The sequence below is a fragment of the uncultured Rhodoblastus sp. genome (assembly GCF_903903185.1).
Classification (GTDB): domain Bacteria; phylum Pseudomonadota; class Alphaproteobacteria; order Rhizobiales; family Beijerinckiaceae; genus Rhodoblastus.
This window is the reverse complement of record NZ_CAIUXT010000042.1, coordinates 1-18,080: the sequence shown is the minus strand read 5'-3', so window position 1 is coordinate 18,080 and position 18,080 is coordinate 1. Positions and strand designations below refer to the sequence as shown.

18 protein-coding genes are annotated in these 18,080 nt (G+C 63.2%); 3 read left to right on the top strand and 15 right to left on the bottom strand.

What is annotated here, in order from left to right:
- The 3 genes from QZY01_RS03595 to QZY01_RS03585 all read left to right on the top strand — a co-directional run.
- On the top strand, positions 1–567 hold a 567-nt coding region (locus tag QZY01_RS03595), incomplete at its 5' end, for a citrate/2-methylcitrate synthase (protein ID WP_294533455.1).
- A 14-nt stretch (positions 568–581) separates the two neighbouring features.
- Positions 582–1,118 carry a hypothetical protein gene (locus QZY01_RS03590; protein WP_294533452.1) on the top strand — a complete coding sequence of 179 codons (537 nt, stop codon included), beginning with the start codon at positions 582–584 and terminating at the stop codon, positions 1,116–1,118.
- A 65-nt stretch (positions 1,119–1,183) separates the two neighbouring features.
- Positions 1,184–1,411, top strand: coding sequence for a hypothetical protein (locus tag QZY01_RS03585; protein WP_294533449.1), 228 nt, complete (start codon positions 1,184–1,186; stop codon positions 1,409–1,411).
- Here QZY01_RS03585 and lpxB read toward each other — a convergent pair whose 3' ends face one another.
- The 15 genes from lpxB to rpsB form a co-directional block, all read right to left on the bottom strand.
- Entirely contained in the window at positions 1,412–2,548 is a 1,137-nt protein-coding gene (gene lpxB, locus QZY01_RS03580) for a lipid-A-disaccharide synthase (protein WP_294533447.1), read from the bottom strand. It abuts the gene before it with no gap.
- Positions 2,545–3,387, bottom strand: a complete 843-nt coding sequence (lpxI, locus tag QZY01_RS03575; RefSeq protein ID WP_294533445.1) for a UDP-2,3-diacylglucosamine diphosphatase LpxI — start codon at positions 3,385–3,387, stop codon at positions 2,545–2,547. The genes lpxB and lpxI overlap by 4 nt, the downstream gene beginning before the upstream one ends.
- On the bottom strand, positions 3,384–4,199 hold the full coding sequence (gene lpxA, locus QZY01_RS03570; RefSeq protein WP_294533442.1) for an acyl-ACP--UDP-N-acetylglucosamine O-acyltransferase: 816 nt from the start codon (positions 4,197–4,199) through the stop codon (positions 3,384–3,386). The genes lpxI and lpxA overlap by 4 nt, the downstream gene beginning before the upstream one ends.
- Positions 4,200–4,207: 8 nt before the next feature.
- A complete protein-coding gene (fabZ, locus tag QZY01_RS03565; protein ID WP_294533439.1) occupies positions 4,208–4,705 on the bottom strand; it encodes a 3-hydroxyacyl-ACP dehydratase FabZ in 498 nt (165 codons plus the stop codon).
- A 92-nt stretch (positions 4,706–4,797) separates the two neighbouring features.
- Positions 4,798–5,850 carry a UDP-3-O-(3-hydroxymyristoyl)glucosamine N-acyltransferase gene (gene lpxD / locus QZY01_RS03560; RefSeq protein ID WP_294533436.1) on the bottom strand — a complete coding sequence of 351 codons (1,053 nt, stop codon included), beginning with the start codon at positions 5,848–5,850 and terminating at the stop codon, positions 4,798–4,800.
- 248 nt (positions 5,851–6,098) lie between these two features.
- Positions 6,099–8,591 carry an outer membrane protein assembly factor BamA gene (gene bamA, locus QZY01_RS03555; protein ID WP_294533434.1) on the bottom strand — a complete coding sequence of 831 codons (2,493 nt, stop codon included), beginning with the start codon at positions 8,589–8,591 and terminating at the stop codon, positions 6,099–6,101.
- A gap of 455 nt (positions 8,592–9,046) precedes the next feature.
- Positions 9,047–10,192 carry an RIP metalloprotease RseP gene (gene rseP / locus QZY01_RS03550; RefSeq protein ID WP_294533431.1) on the bottom strand — a complete coding sequence of 382 codons (1,146 nt, stop codon included), beginning with the start codon at positions 10,190–10,192 and terminating at the stop codon, positions 9,047–9,049.
- A gap of 86 nt (positions 10,193–10,278) precedes the next feature.
- On the bottom strand, positions 10,279–11,484 hold the full coding sequence (dxr, locus tag QZY01_RS03545; protein ID WP_294533428.1) for a 1-deoxy-D-xylulose-5-phosphate reductoisomerase: 1,206 nt from the start codon (positions 11,482–11,484) through the stop codon (positions 10,279–10,281).
- A 7-nt stretch (positions 11,485–11,491) separates the two neighbouring features.
- Entirely contained in the window at positions 11,492–12,364 is an 873-nt protein-coding gene (locus QZY01_RS03540; RefSeq protein ID WP_294533426.1) for a phosphatidate cytidylyltransferase, read from the bottom strand.
- Between the two features lie 30 nt (positions 12,365–12,394).
- A complete protein-coding gene (locus QZY01_RS03535; RefSeq protein ID WP_294533423.1) occupies positions 12,395–13,204 on the bottom strand; it encodes an isoprenyl transferase in 810 nt (269 codons plus the stop codon).
- 358 nt (positions 13,205–13,562) lie between these two features.
- Positions 13,563–14,123 carry a ribosome recycling factor gene (gene frr / locus QZY01_RS03530; RefSeq protein ID WP_294533421.1) on the bottom strand — a complete coding sequence of 187 codons (561 nt, stop codon included), beginning with the start codon at positions 14,121–14,123 and terminating at the stop codon, positions 13,563–13,565.
- Positions 14,124–14,244: 121 nt separating this feature from the next.
- A complete protein-coding gene (gene pyrH, locus QZY01_RS03525) occupies positions 14,245–14,973 on the bottom strand; it encodes a UMP kinase (protein WP_294533418.1) in 729 nt (242 codons plus the stop codon).
- A 309-nt stretch (positions 14,974–15,282) separates the two neighbouring features.
- Complete coding sequence (locus QZY01_RS03520) at positions 15,283–15,951, bottom strand: PEP-CTERM sorting domain-containing protein (protein WP_294533415.1); 669 nt, start codon at positions 15,949–15,951, stop codon at positions 15,283–15,285.
- Positions 15,952–16,213: 262 nt separating this feature from the next.
- Complete coding sequence (gene tsf / locus QZY01_RS03515; protein WP_294533413.1) at positions 16,214–17,143, bottom strand: translation elongation factor Ts; 930 nt, start codon at positions 17,141–17,143, stop codon at positions 16,214–16,216.
- Positions 17,144–17,420: 277 nt separating this feature from the next.
- Positions 17,421–18,080: 30S ribosomal protein S2 (gene rpsB / locus QZY01_RS03510; protein ID WP_294533410.1), on the bottom strand; the 660-nt coding region annotated here is incomplete at its 5' end.

Below are 18,080 nucleotides of genomic sequence, written 5' to 3'. Positions count from 1 at the left end.
GCCGGTTCCTCCGGCGCCAATCCCTTCGCCTGTATCGCCGCCGGCATCGCCTGCCTGTGGGGTCCGGCCCATGGCGGCGCCAATGAAGCGGCGCTGAAAATGCTGTCGGATATCGGCACGGTCGACAATGTGCCCAAATTCATCGCCAAGGCCAAGGACAAGAACGATCCGTTCCGCCTGATGGGTTTCGGCCATCGCGTCTACAAGAATTATGACCCGCGCGCCAAGCTGATGGCCAAGACCTGCCATGACGTGCTGAACGAACGCGGCATCAAGGATGATCCTCTGCTCGAAGTGGCGATGGAACTTGAGCGCATCGCGCTGCACGACGAGTATTTCATCGAGAAGAAGCTCTATCCGAACATCGATTTCTATTCCGGCATCACGCTGAAGGCTATGGGCTTCCCGGTCGATATGTTCACCGTGCTGTTCGCGCTGGCCCGCACCGTCGGCTGGATCGCCCAGTGGAAGGAAATGATCGAGGACCCGCATCAGAAGATCGGCCGTCCGCGCCAGCTCTATACCGGCGCGCCTTTGCGCGACTATGTGCCGATCGCCTCGCGTTGAGCCGACATTTTCGATTGATACAATCTAAACCGTCCCGCGCAAGCGGGGCGGTTTTTGCCGTTGCCGCCGCGCTGTCGCTGGCGGCTTCCAATGTCTGGGCGCAAACCGCCGGCGTCGAGGAACGCGGTCTCGCCGACCGGGCGGCCAATGCGGAGGCGGTCAACGCCGAGGCTTTCGACTGCGCCGCCTTCATACAGGCGATCGCCGCCGCCGCAAACGGTTTTGCGCCGCTGCGCGGCGAACGCCGGCGCAATGACGACGCTATCGCTTCCTATGGCGTCACCGCGCCCTTGCTGGGCGTCTGCGAAATTCTCGACAAGAAGAAGCTCAACGAGATTTCCTATTCCTGCCAGGCCGACAAACTGAGCCTCGCCGACCTCAAGGCTACGGTCGAAGCCTGTCTTGGACCTGAGGCTTTCGGCATGGCCTCGAACGAAAATCCCAATACGCCCTATCTGCGCTACGATCCCCAAATCGGCGCTTCGAGGGCGCGGGTGGTGGTGCTGGCGACCTTCGGCAAGAAGACGCTGGTGATTTTCGGCCCGAAGTGAAGAACGCAACCCGTCGTTCTTCCATTTCGCAATGCGAAACGCGCGTTCGAAACACCAAAGCCGTCATGGCCGGGCTTGTGCCGGCCATCCACGCCAAGCCGCTGCTCGATTGCGCCATGGGTTGCGCGAGGCTCCCGATAAATCTTGCGGACTCGGGATTTGAGTTCGGCCAATTCGACGCGATGTCCTTCTGTCTTGCGTCCAATTTTTTTGATACCGCACCCCGTCATGGCCGGGACAAGCCCGGCCATGACGGCGCCGAGGGCGAAACAAATTTATTAAATCGTTATTAATCAGATAGTTGTATTAACAAGCTCAACAATCGCCTGAGCCGCCTTTTCGCTTGGCCGGGCGCCGTCGGGCAGGATCATGCGGCCCTTCAGGCGATCCAGCGCCGCGAGCTGGCGGCGGCGTAGGGGCGAATCCTCGACGATTTCCGCCAGCGCGGCGGCGAGCGTTGCCGACTCCGCCTGTTCCTGAACAAATTCCGGAAAGGCGTTCTCCTCCAGAATCAGATTCGGCAGCACGATGGTTGAAGCCTGAACCAGCCGGCGCGCCAGAAACTCCTCGAACTTCGGCACCCGATAGGCGACGACGGTCGGAGTGCGCGACAGCGCCAGTTCCAGAGTCACCGTGCCGGAGGCGGCCAGCGCCGCGCGGGCCGAGCGGAAAGCGGCGAATTTCTCCCGCTCGCCCAGGGCGAGCCGCGGCTTGACCTTCCAGTCCTCGATTGCGGCGCGCACGCGCGTCTCGACGGCGGCTGCCGCCGGCAGTACATAATCGAGGCCGGGCCGCATCGCGTCGAGTTGTTCCAGCGTCCCGCCGAAAGCGCCGGCCATGCGGGCGAGCACCGAGGCGCGCGAACCCGGCAGGACCAGCACCGGGCCGTTCAGTTTCAAAGCGTCGTCGGCGCGCAGATCCGCGAGCCTTTCGATCAGCGGATGGCCGACGTAGATGCAGGCCGGGCCGCCGAGCCGCTCATGCGCCGCCGGCTCGAACGGCAGCAGCGCCAGCACCAGATCGACATAGGCCCGCATTTTCTTCGCCCGCCCCGGCCGCCACGCCCAGACCGTCGGGCTGACATAATCGACGACCTTGAGGTCCGGCAGGATTTTTCGCACACGTCGCGCCACCCGGTGGGTGAAATCGGGGCTGTCGATCAGGATCAACGCGTCGGGCCTTGCCGCGACCGCTGCGCGCGCCGTGCGGTCGATCCGCTCCAGCAAGGACGGCAGACGGGCGATCACCGGAAAAATCCCCATCACCGCAATATCGCTCATCGGAAACAGGCTGACGAAATTTTCCCGCGTCATCGCCTCGCCGCCGACGCCGGATAATTCGACGTCCGGAACTTTCGCCCGCAAGGCGCGGATCAATTTGTAGCCGAGCTGGTCGCCGGAGACCTCGCCGGCGATGAGGAACAGTTTCATGGCGTCTCCGGCGCAAAGCCATGAAGGAACAGGCCGGATTGTTCCGCGCTCGCGGCGATGGCGGCGCGCTCCAGAATCAGCACCCTGCCCGCCGCCACCGCCAGTCCGCGCAAACCGGCGCGCGCCGCCGAGGCCACGGTCTGCGGACCGATGGCCGGCATATCGACGCGCAAATCCTGTCCGCTTTTTGGCCCCTTGACGAGCATGCCGGTCGCGCCTCTGGCGCGCCAGCGGCCCTGTTCGCGCAAATGCGCGACGCGGTCGAGCATGGCGTCGGTGCCCTCGACCGCCTCGATGGCGATAATGCGCCTCCCGGCGACGACGAGAGCCTGGCCGCAGTCATAGGCCGACAGGTCGGCAAGACATTTGCGGCCGAATTCCAGATCGGCCGCCAGCGCGCCGGGAAAGGGCAAGCCGTTCATCGCCCCTTCGCACGCCAGCAGTTCGGGGGCGAAAGAATCGACGCCGACGATGGCAAATCCCTCGTGTTCGAACAGGCCGATCACCCCTTTCAGGACGTGATCGTCGCCGCCGCCGAAAATCTTGACGATCTCGGGCAGGCGCCGGACGCCGCCCCAGTCGAGGCGCAGGTCGGAAAACTCCGGCCGGCCGAGGCCTCCGATCAGGCAGATTTCCCGAATGCCGCGCGATGTGAGCTCGCGAAAGCCCTGGCCCAGTTGCCCGATGCCGAGCCAGACATGGGGAAATTGCTCGATGTCCCGGCTGGCTATGCCGCGCAGCCCGAGCAGGAAGACCTCTCGCCCGGCTTGCTGCGCCGCCCTCGCCGCGACAAGAGGAAACTGGCCGCCGCCGCAGATGAAGGCGACCTTGGGTTTCACGCCACGTCTTTCCCGAATTCTGGCACGCAGAACTGCTTGTCGCCGCCGGCGCGGATGAAGTCGAGGATTTCACTGACTTCGGCATTGCCGGCGAATTCCTCCGCGACATCCTCCATCCGCTCCTTGAGCGTGCCTTCGGGCGCGAACAGGGCGCGATAGGCCCGGCGCAATTCGTGAATCTGCTCGCGCGAAAAATTGCGCCGTTTCAGGCCGATCAGATTGAGGCCCATCAGATAGCCGCGATTGCCGAAGGCGAGTCCGAAGGGAATGAGATCGGCGCCTATGCCGGTCATGCCGCTGACAAAGGCGTGCGAGCCGATGCGGGCGAATTGCACGATCGCCGAACCGCCGCCGCAAATGACGAAATCGCCCATGGTGACATGGCCGGCGAGCATGACATTATTGGAAAAAATGCAGTCATGGCCGATGACGCAATCATGGCCGACATGGGAATTGGCGAGAAAGGCGCAGCGGTCGCCGACAATCGTCTCCAGCCGCCCGCCCGCCGTGCCGGGACTCATGGTCACGCCCTCGCGGATCAGGCAGTCCGCGCCGATGGTCAGGGACGAGTCCTCGCCGCGATATTTGAGATCCTGCGGCTCGTGGCCGAGCGAGGCGAACGGAAAGATCCGCGCGCCCGCGCCGATTTTGGTTCGGCCGGCGACGACGACATGGGATTTCAGTTTCGCGCCCGCCCCCAATTCGACGCGCGGACCGATATGGCAGAAGGGGCCGATTTCCGCGCCCTCGCCGATCGACGCGCCGTCTTCGACCACCGACGTCGGGTGGATGCGCACATCTTGCCAAACCATGGTCAGCCTTATTGGTTCTCGGGCGAGGCCCGCTGGTCCTCGGCCGTCGCCGACAGGATCATGGCGCTGATTTCCGCCTCGGCGACGAGCACGCCATCCACCATCGCCCTGCCCCGATACCACCAGATATTACGCTTCTGGTTGATCCGCGTCATATGGAATTCGACGCGGTCGCCGGGCACGACCGGCTTGCGGAACTTGGCCTTGTCGATGGTCATGAAATAGACCAGCGGCGGTTTCGCGCCGCCAAGCCGCGAATTGACGCAGAGCGCGCCCGCCGTCTGCGCCATCGCCTCGATCAGGAGAACGCCAGGAAATACAGGCTTGTCGGGAAAATGCCCGGTGAATTGCGGCTCGTTGATGGTGACGTTCTTGATGCCGACGCCAAATTCGTCGCCACGCGCCTCCACGATGCGATCTACCAGCAGAAACGGATAGCGATGCGGCAAAAGCTGCATCAGCCGCTGGATGTCGATCGTTTCCAAAGTACTGGTCGTCGCCGTCATGGGGGTCTTTCGGTGCAGGTCGCTTCCGAGGCGCAGGAAGGGCTTGGGTTGACGGCTTTAACGACAGTTTGGCGCCTAAAGCCAGCGTAAAATCATTCGTCGCGGGGTGCCCCCCGGCTCCGAACCAGGCGGTCCACCGCCGCCACGCCCTTGAGCCAGTCGCGTGCATTTTTCGCCGGCGAGCCGCCCATTTTCGCGCCCGGCGCGACATCGGCCATCACGCCCGACTGCGCGGCGATCTGCGCGCCCATGCCGATGCGCAAATGGCCGGTGATTCCGGCCTGGCCGCCGACCGAGACGAAATCGCCAAACTCCGTCGAGCCGGAGATGCCGACCTGGCTGACGATGACGCAGTGGCGCCCGATCACCACATTATGGGCGATCTGCACCAGATTATCGATCTTGGTTCCCTCGCCGATGACGGTGTCGCGGTTGGCGCCGCGGTCGATGGTGGAATTGGCGCCGATCTCGACATCGTCCTGGATGATGACGCGGCCGATCTGCGGCGCCTTGAGATGGCCGCGCGGACCCATCGCGAAGCCGAAGCCGTCCTGGCCGATCCGCGCGCCCGGGTGGACGATGACGCGGTCGCCAATCAGCGCGTTGCAGACGGTCGCGCCGGCGCCGATGGCGCTGAGTCGGCCAATGCGCACATCCGGTCCGATCACCGCGTTGGGGCCGATCACCGCGCCGGCGCCGATCTCCGCGCGGGGGCCGATCACCGCGCCGGGATCGACGACGACATCGGGCTCGAGCAGCGCCAGCGGATGGACATTCGCCCCCGGCGACACGCCTTGCGCGCCAAACAGCGAGGCCGGACGCAGGGCGTCGGGATAGAGCCGCGCCGCAACCAGCGCGCTGGCGCGGTAAGGCTCGCGAACCACAAGGGCGGCGACGCCTGCCGGCGCGCGTCCGGCGTATTTTTCGCCGATCAGGCAGGCGGTGGCGCGGGTTTCTTGCAATTGTCCGACATATTTCGGGTTGTCGAGGAAGACCAGATCGCCCGGCCGCGCCCGGTCGAGCGGCGCGACATCGACAATGGTCTGCGTCAGGTCGACGCCGGGGGAGGCCTTCGCCCCAGTCCATTCGACGATTTCCGCCAGGGTCGGAGTCACGGCGCGGCGGAAAAATTTCATCTCGTCCATTTCGAGCCTTTCGGCGGCCGGGGATCACGCGATTCTTTATTGGACGATACCGGTCAAGTGCAACGCCTATTCGCGTTCGCGATCTGGAGCCTCGATCCGATTGGATCGGATCGGGGCTCCAGTTTATTGTCTTTATGCGTTTTCTCCACTCGAACCGGTTTCAGCTTCGCTGGAAAACGCTGTAGCCTGGTCCAGATATGAAAAAGGCGCGGCTTGCGACCGCGCCCTTGTACTCCAACAGCCGGAAATCAGAAATTCGCGCCGCCGGAGAAGCTGAACTGCTGCGTCACGTCGGAACTCTGCTTGCTCAGGACGAAAGCATAGTTGAAGCGGATCGGACCCATCGGCGACGCCCAGATCAGACCGGCGCCGACCGACGAACGAATGGCGAAGGCATCGTTGCCGCCGACCGTGATACAGGCGCTTTGCTGGATCGGAACGCCATTGGCCGCATAGGTCTGTTTGGCCGCGCCCTGCGGGGTATAGTTGTTCATATAGCTGCAACTCGCCGCCTGTCCGGCGTTGTAGCCGAGATAGGAGCCGAAATTGGTCGCGCCGCGATAGTCGTACAAGGTGCCCGCGTCGGCGAACAACGCCAGTTTCAGGCCCAGATCCTTGGGCAGGCCCCAGATCGGGGATTGCGCTTCGAGCGAAGCGCCGAAATATTTGGTTCCGCCGAGGGCGTTGCCGTTGTTGTTGCTGGTCGAGTTGGTGATGTCGCGCGGGCCTATGCCGCCCGGAGCGAAGCCACGCACCAGCGACTGGCCGAGGTTGAAATTGTCGACGATGCGCAACGGCTGGCTGCCGAAGGGCTGGAGGTCGCCAGCCTGCACATGCGCGATGCCGACAAGATTGTCGAAATAAAGTTCGTGGAAACCGCGAAAATCCACGGTCGTGCGCAGGAACTGGGAATTGCCGCCGACTCCGGCGAAATCCTGCCGCAGATCGGCGCGGATGCCTTCATGCGGGTCGCGCGGGTTGTCGACATTGTTGAAGGACAGGGTATAGCCGATCATCGACGTCACCCAGTTGCCCGACGCCTGTTTCAAGGCCACCGAGGCTTCGCCGTTGGTCAGACAGGAGACCGTGCCATAGGTGGTGTCGATGGGCAGCGCGCCGGGCGTGCCGGGCGTCGTGCCAATGATCGGATAGGTACAGTCGTTATAGGGCTGGCTCGTCGAATTCGGGACGCTGAGCCGCGAATTATACAAGGTATAACGCGGGCCGAGCGTGATCTGGTCGGTGATCGGAATGCCGAAACGCAGCGTGCCGCCGGAAACCCAGTTCGAATAATAGGCGTAGCGCGAGGCGTCGGACAATTTGGAGTAAAGATCGAAGCCGGCGGCCAGACGCTGGTCGAGGAAGAAGGGCTCGGTATAATTCAGTTCGATGCCCTTGGCGTATTGGCCGACCGACAACGCCAGGCGGACATATTCACCCTTGCCGAGGAAGTTGGACTGGGTGACCGAGACTTCGGCGAGAAAGCCTTCGGTTGTCGAATAGCCGCCGGAAATCGAGAACGAACCGGTGGACTGCTCCTCGACGTCGACATCGACGATCACGCGGTCGGCGGCGGAGCCGGCCTCGTTGGTGATCTTGACCTTCTTGAAATAGCCAAGCGAGTTCAGGCGGCGCTCGCCCTTGTCGATCAGCGCCTTGTTATAGGCGTCGCCCTCGCCGATATCGAATTCGCGGCGGATGACGTAATCGCGGGTGGCGGTGTTGCCGCGCACATTGATGCGCTCGATGTAGACGCGCGGACCTTCCTCGACGACGAAGGCGATCGAAACCGTGTGCGTCGCGGGGTCGCGGTCGCCGCGAGGGCGGACCTGGGCGAAGGCGTAGCCGCGCTGGCCGAGCACCTTGGTGATCCGGTCGACGGTTTTTTCGACCTGATTGCCATTATAGACGTCGCCGACATGGACGCTCACCTCGCTGGCCAGCGAAGCGTCGGAAATATCGCGCAGATGCGACTCCACCTGGACGTTTCCGACCGTGTATTGTTCGCCTTCCTCAAGCGAAATGGTCAAAATATAGCCGCCGAGTTGCGGATCGTATTCGGCGTCGGTGCCGGTGATGCGAAAGTCCGCGTAGCCGTTCTTGAGGTAATAGCGGCGGATCGCCTCGGCGTCCTTGGCGATGCGGTCGGGATCGTAGACGTCGGAACTCTTGATGAAAGACAGGAAGTTCATTTCCGTCGTTTCCATCATCCCTTGCAGCTTGGACGAGGAAAAGACGCGGTTGCCGACGAAACGGATCTGCTTGATGCCGGTCTTGTCGCCTTCGTTGATGTCGAACACCACATCGACCGTGCCCCTGGGGGTCTCGACGGCGCGCGCCTTGACGGTAGCGGTGCTGCGGCCGGCGCGGCGGTACATGTCCCCGATGCGCACGACGTCGGCGTCGACGATCGCCTGGTTGTAGCCGCCATGCGCCTTGGACTGGATTTCCTTTTCGATGTCCTCGGACTTGATCTTGCTGTTGCCGACGAAGACGACGTGATTGATCGTGCTGGCGTTTTCCACGACATGCACGACCAGCGCATTGCCGCGACGGCTTACCTGCACGTCGGAGAAATAACCGGAGCTGTAGAGCTTCTTGACGCCCTCGTTGGCGTCGCCGCCGGCGAAATAAGAGCGGATCGTGTCGGCATCGACGTTACGGTTGCCCTCGACCAGGATCGTCTCTGCTGACGCACGCGTCGGGATCGCGACCGAACTGGCGATCATCACGACCGCCATCGCTGACCTGCCCATAAGACCCTGGCGAAACTTCCGACCTTGGCGAAACGTCATGTAAACCCGGTCCCCGTCACTGTGCCGCGGCTGGCCTTGGGCGCCAGTCCGCAACCGCCGGACCATACAGGCCGACGCATTTCAATCCGACGCATTTCAATCCCGACCCAGACTGGATAACATAATCCGGGCCTGAACATTGCGACTCTGCTTCTACAAGGTTTATGAAATCCTGCAAATGCATTAGGCCGCGTGTCTCGTTTTTTCACGCTGCCGTGGCAAGCAAGCCACGTTTCCACAGCCGTTTTCCATCGTCATTCCACATTTTGGACGCAATTCGACTTGACGTCCCAAGGAGACTTGGCGCTGGAGGAATTTCTTCAGCGCAACCATTCTAGCCGGAAAGGCTCCATATTTATTAACGATCCGGCCCCTGCTTCAAAAAAAAATTTGCGCCGCGCTCAACCGAGATTGAGCCATTGCCGCGAGAGCCGGAGGATGTCGTTATAGGTCGCCACCAGCATCAGCGCGGCGACAAAGGCGAGGCCGATCTTGAAGCCGAACTCCTGCGCCCGCTGGGTCAGCGCCTTGCCGCGCGCCGCCTCGAACCCATAATAGAGCAGGTGGCCGCCGTCGAGCAGCGGCACCGGCAAGAGGTTCAACAGTCCGACCGAGATCGAAAGAATGGCGGCGAGGTTGAACAGCGGCCAGATTCCGGCCTTGGCCACTTCGCCGGACACTTCCGCGATGCGGATCGGGCCGGATAATTGCTCCGCGGATTCGCGTCCGACGACGAGGCCGCCGAGATAGGAGCCGGTGCTCGCGACGACATACCAGGTTTCGCGCCCCGCCTCCACCGCGGCCATCGGCAGGCTGAAGCTCTGCACCCGCCAGTTCTGCGGGGCGCCCCCCGCCGCGACTCCGAGCACCCCGGCGCGATTGACGCCGAACGGCGTCTTGATGTCCTTGCGCTCCGGCGCCGCCAGAATTTCGACCCGCCGGCCATCGCGTTCGACGACGAAATGCAGCGGCGTCTCCGGCGAGGCGGAGACGAGGCGCTGCATGTCCTGGAACCCCTCAATCGGAGCGCCGTCGATCGACACCACGAGGTCGCCCTTGTGGAAGCCGGCGGCGGCGGCGCGGCCGCCCTCGACCACGCTGTCGATGCGCGGAGCCAGAATCTGGCGACCCTCGAAATAGAACAGGCCGGTGAAAATGACGAGCGCCAGCAGGAAATTGGCAAAGGGGCCGGCCGCGACCACGGCGGCGCGTTTCCAGACCTTTTGTGCGAAAAACGTCACCGCCCGCTCGGATTCCGGCATGGCGGCCGCCGCTTCGAAATCCGGTTCGCTGGCGCCGCTGGCGTCGCCGTGAAAGCGCACATACCCGCCGAGCGGCAGCGCCGCGAGCCGCCAGCGCGTGCCGTGACGGTCGGTGAAATGGGCGATTTCCGGTCCAAACCCCATCGAAAAGGCGTCGACCTTGATCCCGCACCACCGCCCGACCAGGAAATGCCCGAGTTCGTGGAAGAACACCACAAGGCCGAGCACGAAGACGAAGGGGACGAGATAGGAACCCACGGTCCACAGCGAATGCAAGACGGACATGACAACTCCCCGATCGGCGGCGTCCCGAATTCGATCCTTGCGGCCGCGCCAATGGTTTCTGCCCGGTTAAAATGCCGGATGGACGGTTAACGGGAAAGCCCTTCGAGGCTCGCCCGCGCTCTTTCTCTCACAATATGGTCAACGCCGAGCGCCGACGCCACATCCGGCGGCGCTCGGTGGGCGCCCTCGCGTTCAAAAAGCTCACAGATCGCTTCAACGCGCGAAGCTATCTCATTGAATCCAATAAGTTTATCGAGGAACGCCGCAACCATGACCTCATTCGCCGCATTAAGAATCGTCGGCATCGCCCCACCCGCCGCCAGCGCGTCCATGGCGACGCGCAGGGCCGGGAAACGCGCGAAATCCGGCTTTTCAAACGTTAACGCGCCGATCTGGGCCAAATCGAGGCGGCGCACCCTGGTCGTCACCCGATCCGGCCAGCCGAGGCAATGGGCGATCGGCGTCTTCATGTCGGGGACCGCCATGCCCGCCGTCACCGCGCCGTCGGCGAAGGAGACAAGGCCATGAACGATGGATTGCGGATGGACCAGAACGTCGAGCCTGTTCGCCTCTATGCCGAAAATATGCATCGCCTCGATCAATTCAAGGCCCTTGTTCATCAGGCTGGCGGAATCGACGGTGACTTTCGGCCCCATCGCCCAGTTGGGATGGATGAGCGCCTGTTCCGGCGTGGCGGCTGCAATGCGCTCGGCGCTCCATTCGCGGAACGGCCCGCCGCTGGCGGTCAACCACATTTTCTCGATCCGGTCGGCGCTTTCGCCGCCAAGCGCCTGAAAAATGGCGTTATGTTCGGAGTCCATCGGCAGCACGCGGACCCCAAGCTCCCGGGCCTTGCGCATAAAGGGCTCGCCGGCGCAGACCAGGCATTCCTTGTTGGCCAGGGCGACGTCGCGTCCCGCTTCGATCGCGGCGAAGGTCGGTTCGACGCCCGCCGCCCCGGCGATGGCGCCGACGACCAGATCGGACTCCATGCAGGCGGCTTGTTTGAGCGCTTCGGGACCGGCGGCGGCCTCGATGCCCGAGCCGGCCAGCGCGGCCTTCAGTTCGGCATAGGCGGCGGGATCGGCGATCGCCGCGAATTTGGCGCCCAAAACCCTGGCGACGCGGGCGAGACCCAAGGCGTCGCTGCCATTGGCCACGGCGACCACTTCAAACACGCCAGGAGCGCCGTCGATCACCGCTTCGGTGGAGCGGCCGATCGAGCCGGTCGCGCCCAGAATAGTGATTTTTTTCAACGGCTTGGCGTGTTTTTGGACGAAAGCGAGGGACATGGGATGCCTATGGCCAGTGGAACAGTCCGGCAGCCGCGCTGGGCTGTGCGTGCCAGAGACCGAAAACAGCGGCGAAAATCGCCGCCGCGATGAAACCGTCGAGGCGATCCATGAAACCGCCGTGGCCGGGTATGAGCTGGCTCGAATCCTTGACGTGGAAATGGCGCTTGACCCAGGATTCGAGCAGGTCGCCGCCCTGCGCCACCGCGCCTGCGACGAGGCCGAGCCCGAACACCGGCCAGACCGGGGCATTGACGTCGGGCCACAGATGGGCCGTGACCGCGCCCATGACGGCGCCGCAGAACACACCGATGAACAGTCCCGACCAGGTCTTGCCGGGCGAGATCGCCGGGCAGAGTTTTGGGCCGCCGACCAGCCTGCCGCCGAAATAGGCGAATACATCCGTGCCCCAGACCACCGCGAACAGCCAGCCGATGGCGCAGGCGCCAAAAAACGGCGGCGGGCGCAGCAGCAGCATCGCCATCAGCAGACCGCCGGCATAGAACACGCCGGCAGCGGCCCAGAGCCGGAAGCCCGGTCCGGCGGCCCAGGCGCAGAAACCGGCGGCGAGCGGCAACAGCAGGAAGGCTTGCTCACTCTGGCCGAAGCGATGCAGACCCGCCGTGAGGACAAGCGCCAGTCCGCCGCCGAACAGCCGCGCCCAAGGCAGAGGCGCGCCGATCAGCCGCTGCCATTCCCCATGCACCGCCAACGCGGCGACCAGCCAGAACACAATGAAGACGGAACCGCCCATGACCAGCGCGAAAATGGCCGCCGCGACCAGGATCAGCGCGGAAAAAGCGCGCAGCCAAAGGTCGCCAAGCTGATGGCGGGCCATCAGTCCCGGCGGCGAGTCGGGCGGGATGCCGGCCTCATGCATGGGCGCAACGCGTGAAGGCAGGCGCGCCGATCATGACGCCGACTTCACCTGCTCGACGCGGACCGGGTCGATCTGATCGACAAAGGCGGGGCCGACGCCGCCAAAACGCCTTTCGCGGGCGTGAAAAGCATCGATCGCCGACTGGAGGGCCTGGCGGTCGAAGTCAGGCCAGTAGATCGGCAGGAACACCAGCTCGCTGTAGGCCGACTGCCACAGCAGGAAATTCGACAGGCGCATTTCGCCGGAGGTGCGGATGATCAGGTCGGGGTCGGGCGTCGCCGCGGTCTGCAGGCGGCGGCCAAAGGCGGCCTCGTCGATGTCCTGGGGCCGGAGCAGGCCGGCCGCCGCGTCGCGGGCCAGAGCGCGGGCGGCTTCGACGATTTCCTGCCGCGCGCCGTAATTGAAGGCGACGATCAGGTCGAGCTTGTCATTGCCGCGCGTGCGCGCCTCGGCCTCTTCGAGCAAGGCGACGATATCGGGCTTGAGATTGTCGCGCTCGCCGATCACCCGGACGCGCACGCCGGCCTCCTGCAGCGTCCGCAGGTCGTTGCGGATGAAATATTTGAGCAGGCCCATCAGTTCGGAAATTTCCTTGGGCGGCCGCGTCCAGTTCTCTCTGGAAAAGCTGTAGACGGTGAGATAGCGCAGGCCGAGATCGCCGGCGGCGCGCACCGTGCGGCGCAACGCCTCTAGGCCGCGCCGGTGCCCCTCGACGCGCGGCAGGCCGCGCGCCGCCGCCCAGCGGCCGTTGCCGTCCATGATGACGCCGACATGCAACGGCCCGGAACCCGAGGCGCGCAACGCGCCGGCGCCGGCGTCAAACCCATGCTTCTCGCTCATAAAGGCCCGTCCGTAAGCCAAAACCATCCAGACCTCGCCGGAAACTCCGGAAAGACCCGCAAAATCGTCCCTCGAACCGGGTCGATATTCCGCTGAAACAAGATCGCGGTCGCCACGTTTCTCAAACACCTTCAATTTCGCCGAAGCCGGCGCTGGCTGTTTCAACCCTGCGCTGGCCTCCGGAAGCCGTTCAGCGGGCCGCGGAAACTCTGGTTTTTCAAACCTTAGCATATTCGCCCGCCGGAGACGACAAGCCAAGCTTTTTTCAGGCCAACCCTTCCTGAAGCCACCGATTTTTCAGGCCGGCGCTTTTTCCGGGACAGCCATTTTCAAGGAAATCCCGAACTGCGAGGGGTTTTCAAACCTGCATGATTTCTTTTTCCTTGGCCGCCAGCGCCTGATCGATCTCGACAATCGCGGCGTCAGTCGCCTTCTGCACTTCGCTCTCGTGCTTTTTCTCGTCGTCTTCGCTGATCGCCTTGTCCTTGACCTGCTTTTTCAACCCATCCATGCCGTCGCGGCGCACATGGCGGACGGCGACGCGCGATTCCTCGGCATATTTATGGGCGATCTTGGCCAGTTCCTTGCGGCGCTGCTCGTTGAGTTCGGGAATGCGGATGCGCAGGATCTGGCCTTCGATGGAGGGCGACAGGCCGAGATTGGCGTCGCGGATGGCCTTGTCCACGGCGTTGACCATGCCCTTGTCCCAGACCTGCACGGCGAGCGCCCGCGATTCCGGCACCGATACGGTGGCGACCTGATTGATCGGCAAAGACTGGCCATAGGCTTCGACCACCACGGGTTCGAGCAGCGCCGCCGAGGCGCGGCCGGTGCGCAGGCCCGCGAGTTCATGCCTGAGCGCCTGGATCGCTCCCTGCATGCGCCGCTTGATGTCCGCCAGATCGAATTGAGCGCTCATGTCACACCTGTTTCATAAGGCGCAGAGGCGCCGGAAAAAACCAGGCCCGGAACAACCCGGCCCTATGGTCCCCGCGAGCCGGGCGCTGTCGGAGTTCGACGGCCGGATCGGATGGACAATGTCAGGGGACGACCAGCGTCGCCCTGCCCTGCCCGACCAGCGCCGCCGTAATGGCGCCGGGCTCCGCGATGGAGAACACGATTATCGGAATCCGGTTCTCTCTCGCAAGCGCAAAGGCGGCGGTATCCATGACGGCGAGGTTTTTTGCAATGGCTTCGTCGTGGGTCAGACGGTCGTAGCGCGTCGCCGTTGGATCTTTCTTCGGATCGGCGGAGTAGATTCCATCGACCTGCGTCGCCTTCATGATCGCGTCGCAGGACAGTTCCGCCCCGCGCAGGGCCGCGCCGGTGTCGGTGGTGAAGAAGGGATTGCCGGTGCCGCCCGCCAGTATGACGATCCGGCCCTTGGCCAGATGATGCAGCGCCGCCTGCCGCGAATAGGGCTCGCACAGCGAGGGCATGGGCACGGCGGAAAGCGCGCGGGCCGGCCAGCCGCGCTTCTCGATGGCGAATTCCACCGCGAGCGCGTTCATCACCGTGGCCAGCATGCCGATCGAATCGGCGCGCGCCCGCTCGATGCCCTTGTCGGCGCCCTGAATGCCGCGAAAAAAATTGCCGCCGCCGACAACGACTGCGATTTCGACGCCGAGTTCGGCCGCATTGACCAGATCGTCGGCGATGCGGTCAATGGTCCCGGAATCGAGGCCATGGGTCTGGGCGCCTTGCAGCGCCTCGCCGGACAGTTTCACCACCACGCGTTTCCATTCCGGAATCCCTGGTGAAACTGCCATGGCGTCTGCTCCCGTGCGGCGCGAATCGTCTTGCCGCGACCAGCTTCTAGTGCATTTTCACGTTTGGTGGAAACATGAAAATGCACTAGCGCTTTGTTTAATCGCATATTCTTTTCCGAAAGTGCGGCGACTTTTGGGATCAGAACTTGCTGGCAGAAGCTGCGGTTTATCGAAGGCGGGAACCGCCGGTGAAATTCCGGACAAGATTTTCAACCCTTTTCGCAGCGTCAGGCCTATGCCTCGCGCACAATGCGAAAAGGCCGCCCGAAGGCGGCCTTTCAATTCCATTAACCCGATGAAGCCGAACGGTTACGCTCCAACCGCGCGGGCGGCGCTCCGACGCGAGGCGCGGGTGCGGATGAAGCCAAGAGGGGCCAACCCGAGCAAGATCAGCGCCCAGGTCGAGGGCTCCGGAACGGCGCCCACGCTCGCCGAGAAATTCACTTCGGTCGGCCCCCCGGTCAAATAGGCGCCATAAATTCCCTGGTAGTTGTTGTTTATGATCAATTCGATTGTATTCACACCGTCCAGCAACCCGCCATAGACGAAGGGATTTGCTGCTGTAATCTGGCCGTTGTTGTCAAACAGCCATGGAACGGCGGCGCCCTTCGGTGTGAAGAAGAAAAATCCACTGCCGGGGCCGAATATGCCTGCGGATGCAATCGGCGTCCCGTTCAACAGGACAACGACGCTGTCATCAGCCTGAAAGTTGGTGATCCTCAGCACGCTGCTTGACGAGGCATTGAAGGTTGAGGTGGCGGTCCAGAAACCGATGTCAAAATTAGTCTGGTTCGAGTAGCCGTCCGATCCGGCGGGGGCGATTTCGTTCGCGGTCGGCGTCCCGTCGGGAAGCCAGGAACTGAAACTATAGCTGTATGACTGAAGGGAAATATTCGTCGCCGCAGTTGCCCCACCAACCGAAACGGCCGCGCCGAGGAAAATCGCAACCCCGCCCGCCAAGATACGATTGTAATGCATTGCTACGTTCCCACTCTAAATGCATAGAAAATTATTATATAGCATAACGCATCGTTTGCAAGAGCGCCTAAAACAAGCGATATCTAATATATCTATTTTCAATAGCGAGCCGTTTTTATTCAATAATTTCAATGCTAAAAGTTTCTAAACGCCGGGCATGGCCGCGAAATCCGTCCCAACCTGGCTTTTTGAACGCCTATGCTGCGGCGCCAAAAAAAAGACGGCGCCGAAGCGCCGCCTCTTCAATCGCGTCATGAAAATCTCAAGCTTCGCCGGAGGCCGCAGCTGCGACTTCCGCCGCAAAATCCGATTCCTGCTTCTCGATGCCTTCGCCGAGTCCGTAGCGAACAAAGCCCGTCAGCGCCACCGGAGCCCCGGCCGCTTTCGCGGCCTCGGCGACGGCCTGGGCGACGGTCTTGGCGTTGTCGTGAATATAGGCCTGCTCCAGCAGGGTGACTTCCTTGAAATAGGTCTTCAGGCCGGACTCGACGATCTTGTCCAGCACATGGGCCGGCTTGCCGGCGTTCTTTTCGCGCAGCACGTTCTTTTCTCGCTCCAGCACCGCCGGGTCGATCCCTGCGGCGTCGAGCGCCAGCGGACCGGCGGCGGCGACATGCATCGCGATCTTGCGGCCGAGTTCCGTCAAAACTTCCTTGTCCCCGGTCGATTCCAGCGCCACGATCACGCCGATCTTGCCGAGGCCCTCGCCGATGGCATTATGCACATATTGGCCGATCACGCCCTGCTTGACGTTGAGCGCGGCGACGCGGCGCAAGGTCATGTTCTCGCCGATGGTGGCGATGGCGTTGGAGATGGCGTTGGCGACCGTGCCGGCGTCGCCGGGATAATGCTGGTTCTTCAGGGCTTCGACGTCGGTCTCGCCCTTTTCGACCGAAACGAGCGCGATGGTCTTGACCAGAGCCTGGAATTCCTCGTTGCGGGCGACGAAATCGGTTTCCGAATTGACCTCGACCGCCACGCCGCTCTCGCCGCGCACGGCGACGCCGACAAGACCTTCCGCCGCGACGCGGCCGGATTTTTTCGCGGCCTTGGACAGGCCTTTCTTGCGCAGCCAATCCACTGCCGCCTCGATGTCGCCGTTGGTTTCGGTCAGCGCGCCCTTGCAGTCCATCATGCCGGCGCCGGTTTTTTCGCGCAGGTCCTTGACCAGTGCGGCGGTGATATTTGCCATCAAACTATTCCTCTTGGGGTTAGGGCCGGCGCGCCAGCGCGGCATCGGCATAGAAAACGGCGAAATGTGAAAATACGACGACAGTTTTATACCCGGACCCGGAAGTCGTGACTGCCGGGTCCGGGTCCAGGAGCGAATGCGACGCCGAGCCTACGCGAGGGACCTCTTTGATCGCGACTCGTCGCGACTAAAGAGAATAAGTTGATGCCGCCGCCATGAACACGGCGCGCCAGGCAGGACCGGGCGCGCCGTGAAAAGTGCCGCCTTCGAGATAGACTTAAGCGGCGACGAGGCTGCGGGCGGTTTCGATCCAGCCGTCGCGCTCGATGCGGCCGTTCAGCTTCAGATCGGCGTCGAGCTTGGTCGCATCCTCGGGCGTCAAGGACGCGATCTGCCAGTAATGGAACACGCCGGCGTCGTTGAGTTTCTTGACGATCTGCGGGCCGACGCCGGTCAGCTTGGCGAGATCGTCCGGCGCGCCGCGCGGGGCGGAGAGCAGTTCGAACGCCTCGACCGGGGTATCGGCGGCGGTCTCGCCGGCGATTTCGGCTTCCGGCGGCAATTCGATTGCCGCCGGGGCCTCCTCGGCCCCGAGATCGACGCCGAACGAACCCTGGCTGCGGGAAATGCCGTCGAGCGCGGCGCGGGCGACCAGATCGCAATAGAGCGCGATGGCGCGGCCAGCGTCGTCATTGCCGGGGATCGGAAAAGTGATGCCGTCCGGATCGCAATTGGTGTCGAGAATGGCGGCGACGGGGATATGCAGGCGCGCGGCCTCCTTGATCGCCAATTGCTCCTTGTTGGTGTCGATGACGAAGATCAGGTCGGGCACGCCGCCCATGTCCTTGATGCCGCCAAGCGCCTTTTCGAGCTTTTCGCGCTCGCGCGACAGCATCAGGCGTTCCTTTTTCGTCAGGCCGGAGGCGCCGGCGCCGAG

Bases quoted from the DNA above. Each gene is read 5' to 3' on its own strand.
- QZY01_RS03585 (WP_294533449.1), top strand. From the start codon at position 1,184: ATGGCCGGGCTTGTGCCGGCCATCCACGCCAAGCCGCTGCTCGATTGC.
- lpxB (WP_294533447.1), bottom strand. From the start codon at position 2,548: ATGAAACTGTTCCTCATCGCCGGCGAGGTCTCCGGCGACCAGCTCGGC.
- lpxA (WP_294533442.1), bottom strand. From the start codon at position 4,199: ATGGTTTGGCAAGATGTGCGCATCCACCCGACGTCGGTGGTCGAAGAC.
- fabZ (WP_294533439.1), bottom strand. From the start codon at position 4,705: ATGACGGCGACGACCAGTACTTTGGAAACGATCGACATCCAGCGGCTG.
- lpxD (WP_294533436.1), bottom strand. From the start codon at position 5,850: ATGGACGAGATGAAATTTTTCCGCCGCGCCGTGACTCCGACCCTGGCG.
- bamA (WP_294533434.1), bottom strand. From the start codon at position 8,591: ATGGCGGTCGTGATGATCGCCAGTTCGGTCGCGATCCCGACGCGTGCG.
- rseP (WP_294533431.1), bottom strand. From the start codon at position 10,192: ATGTCCGTCTTGCATTCGCTGTGGACCGTGGGTTCCTATCTCGTCCCC.
- dxr (WP_294533428.1), bottom strand. From the start codon at position 11,484: ATGTCCCTCGCTTTCGTCCAAAAACACGCCAAGCCGTTGAAAAAAATC.
- QZY01_RS03540 (WP_294533426.1), bottom strand. From the start codon at position 12,364: ATGCATGAGGCCGGCATCCCGCCCGACTCGCCGCCGGGACTGATGGCC.
- QZY01_RS03535 (WP_294533423.1), bottom strand. From the start codon at position 13,204: ATGAGCGAGAAGCATGGGTTTGACGCCGGCGCCGGCGCGTTGCGCGCC.
- frr (WP_294533421.1), bottom strand. From the start codon at position 14,123: ATGAGCGCTCAATTCGATCTGGCGGACATCAAGCGGCGCATGCAGGGA.
- pyrH (WP_294533418.1), bottom strand. From the start codon at position 14,973: ATGGCAGTTTCACCAGGGATTCCGGAATGGAAACGCGTGGTGGTGAAA.
- QZY01_RS03520 (WP_294533415.1), bottom strand. From the start codon at position 15,951: ATGCATTACAATCGTATCTTGGCGGGCGGGGTTGCGATTTTCCTCGGC.
- tsf (WP_294533413.1), bottom strand. From the start codon at position 17,143: ATGGCAAATATCACCGCCGCACTGGTCAAGGACCTGCGCGAAAAAACC.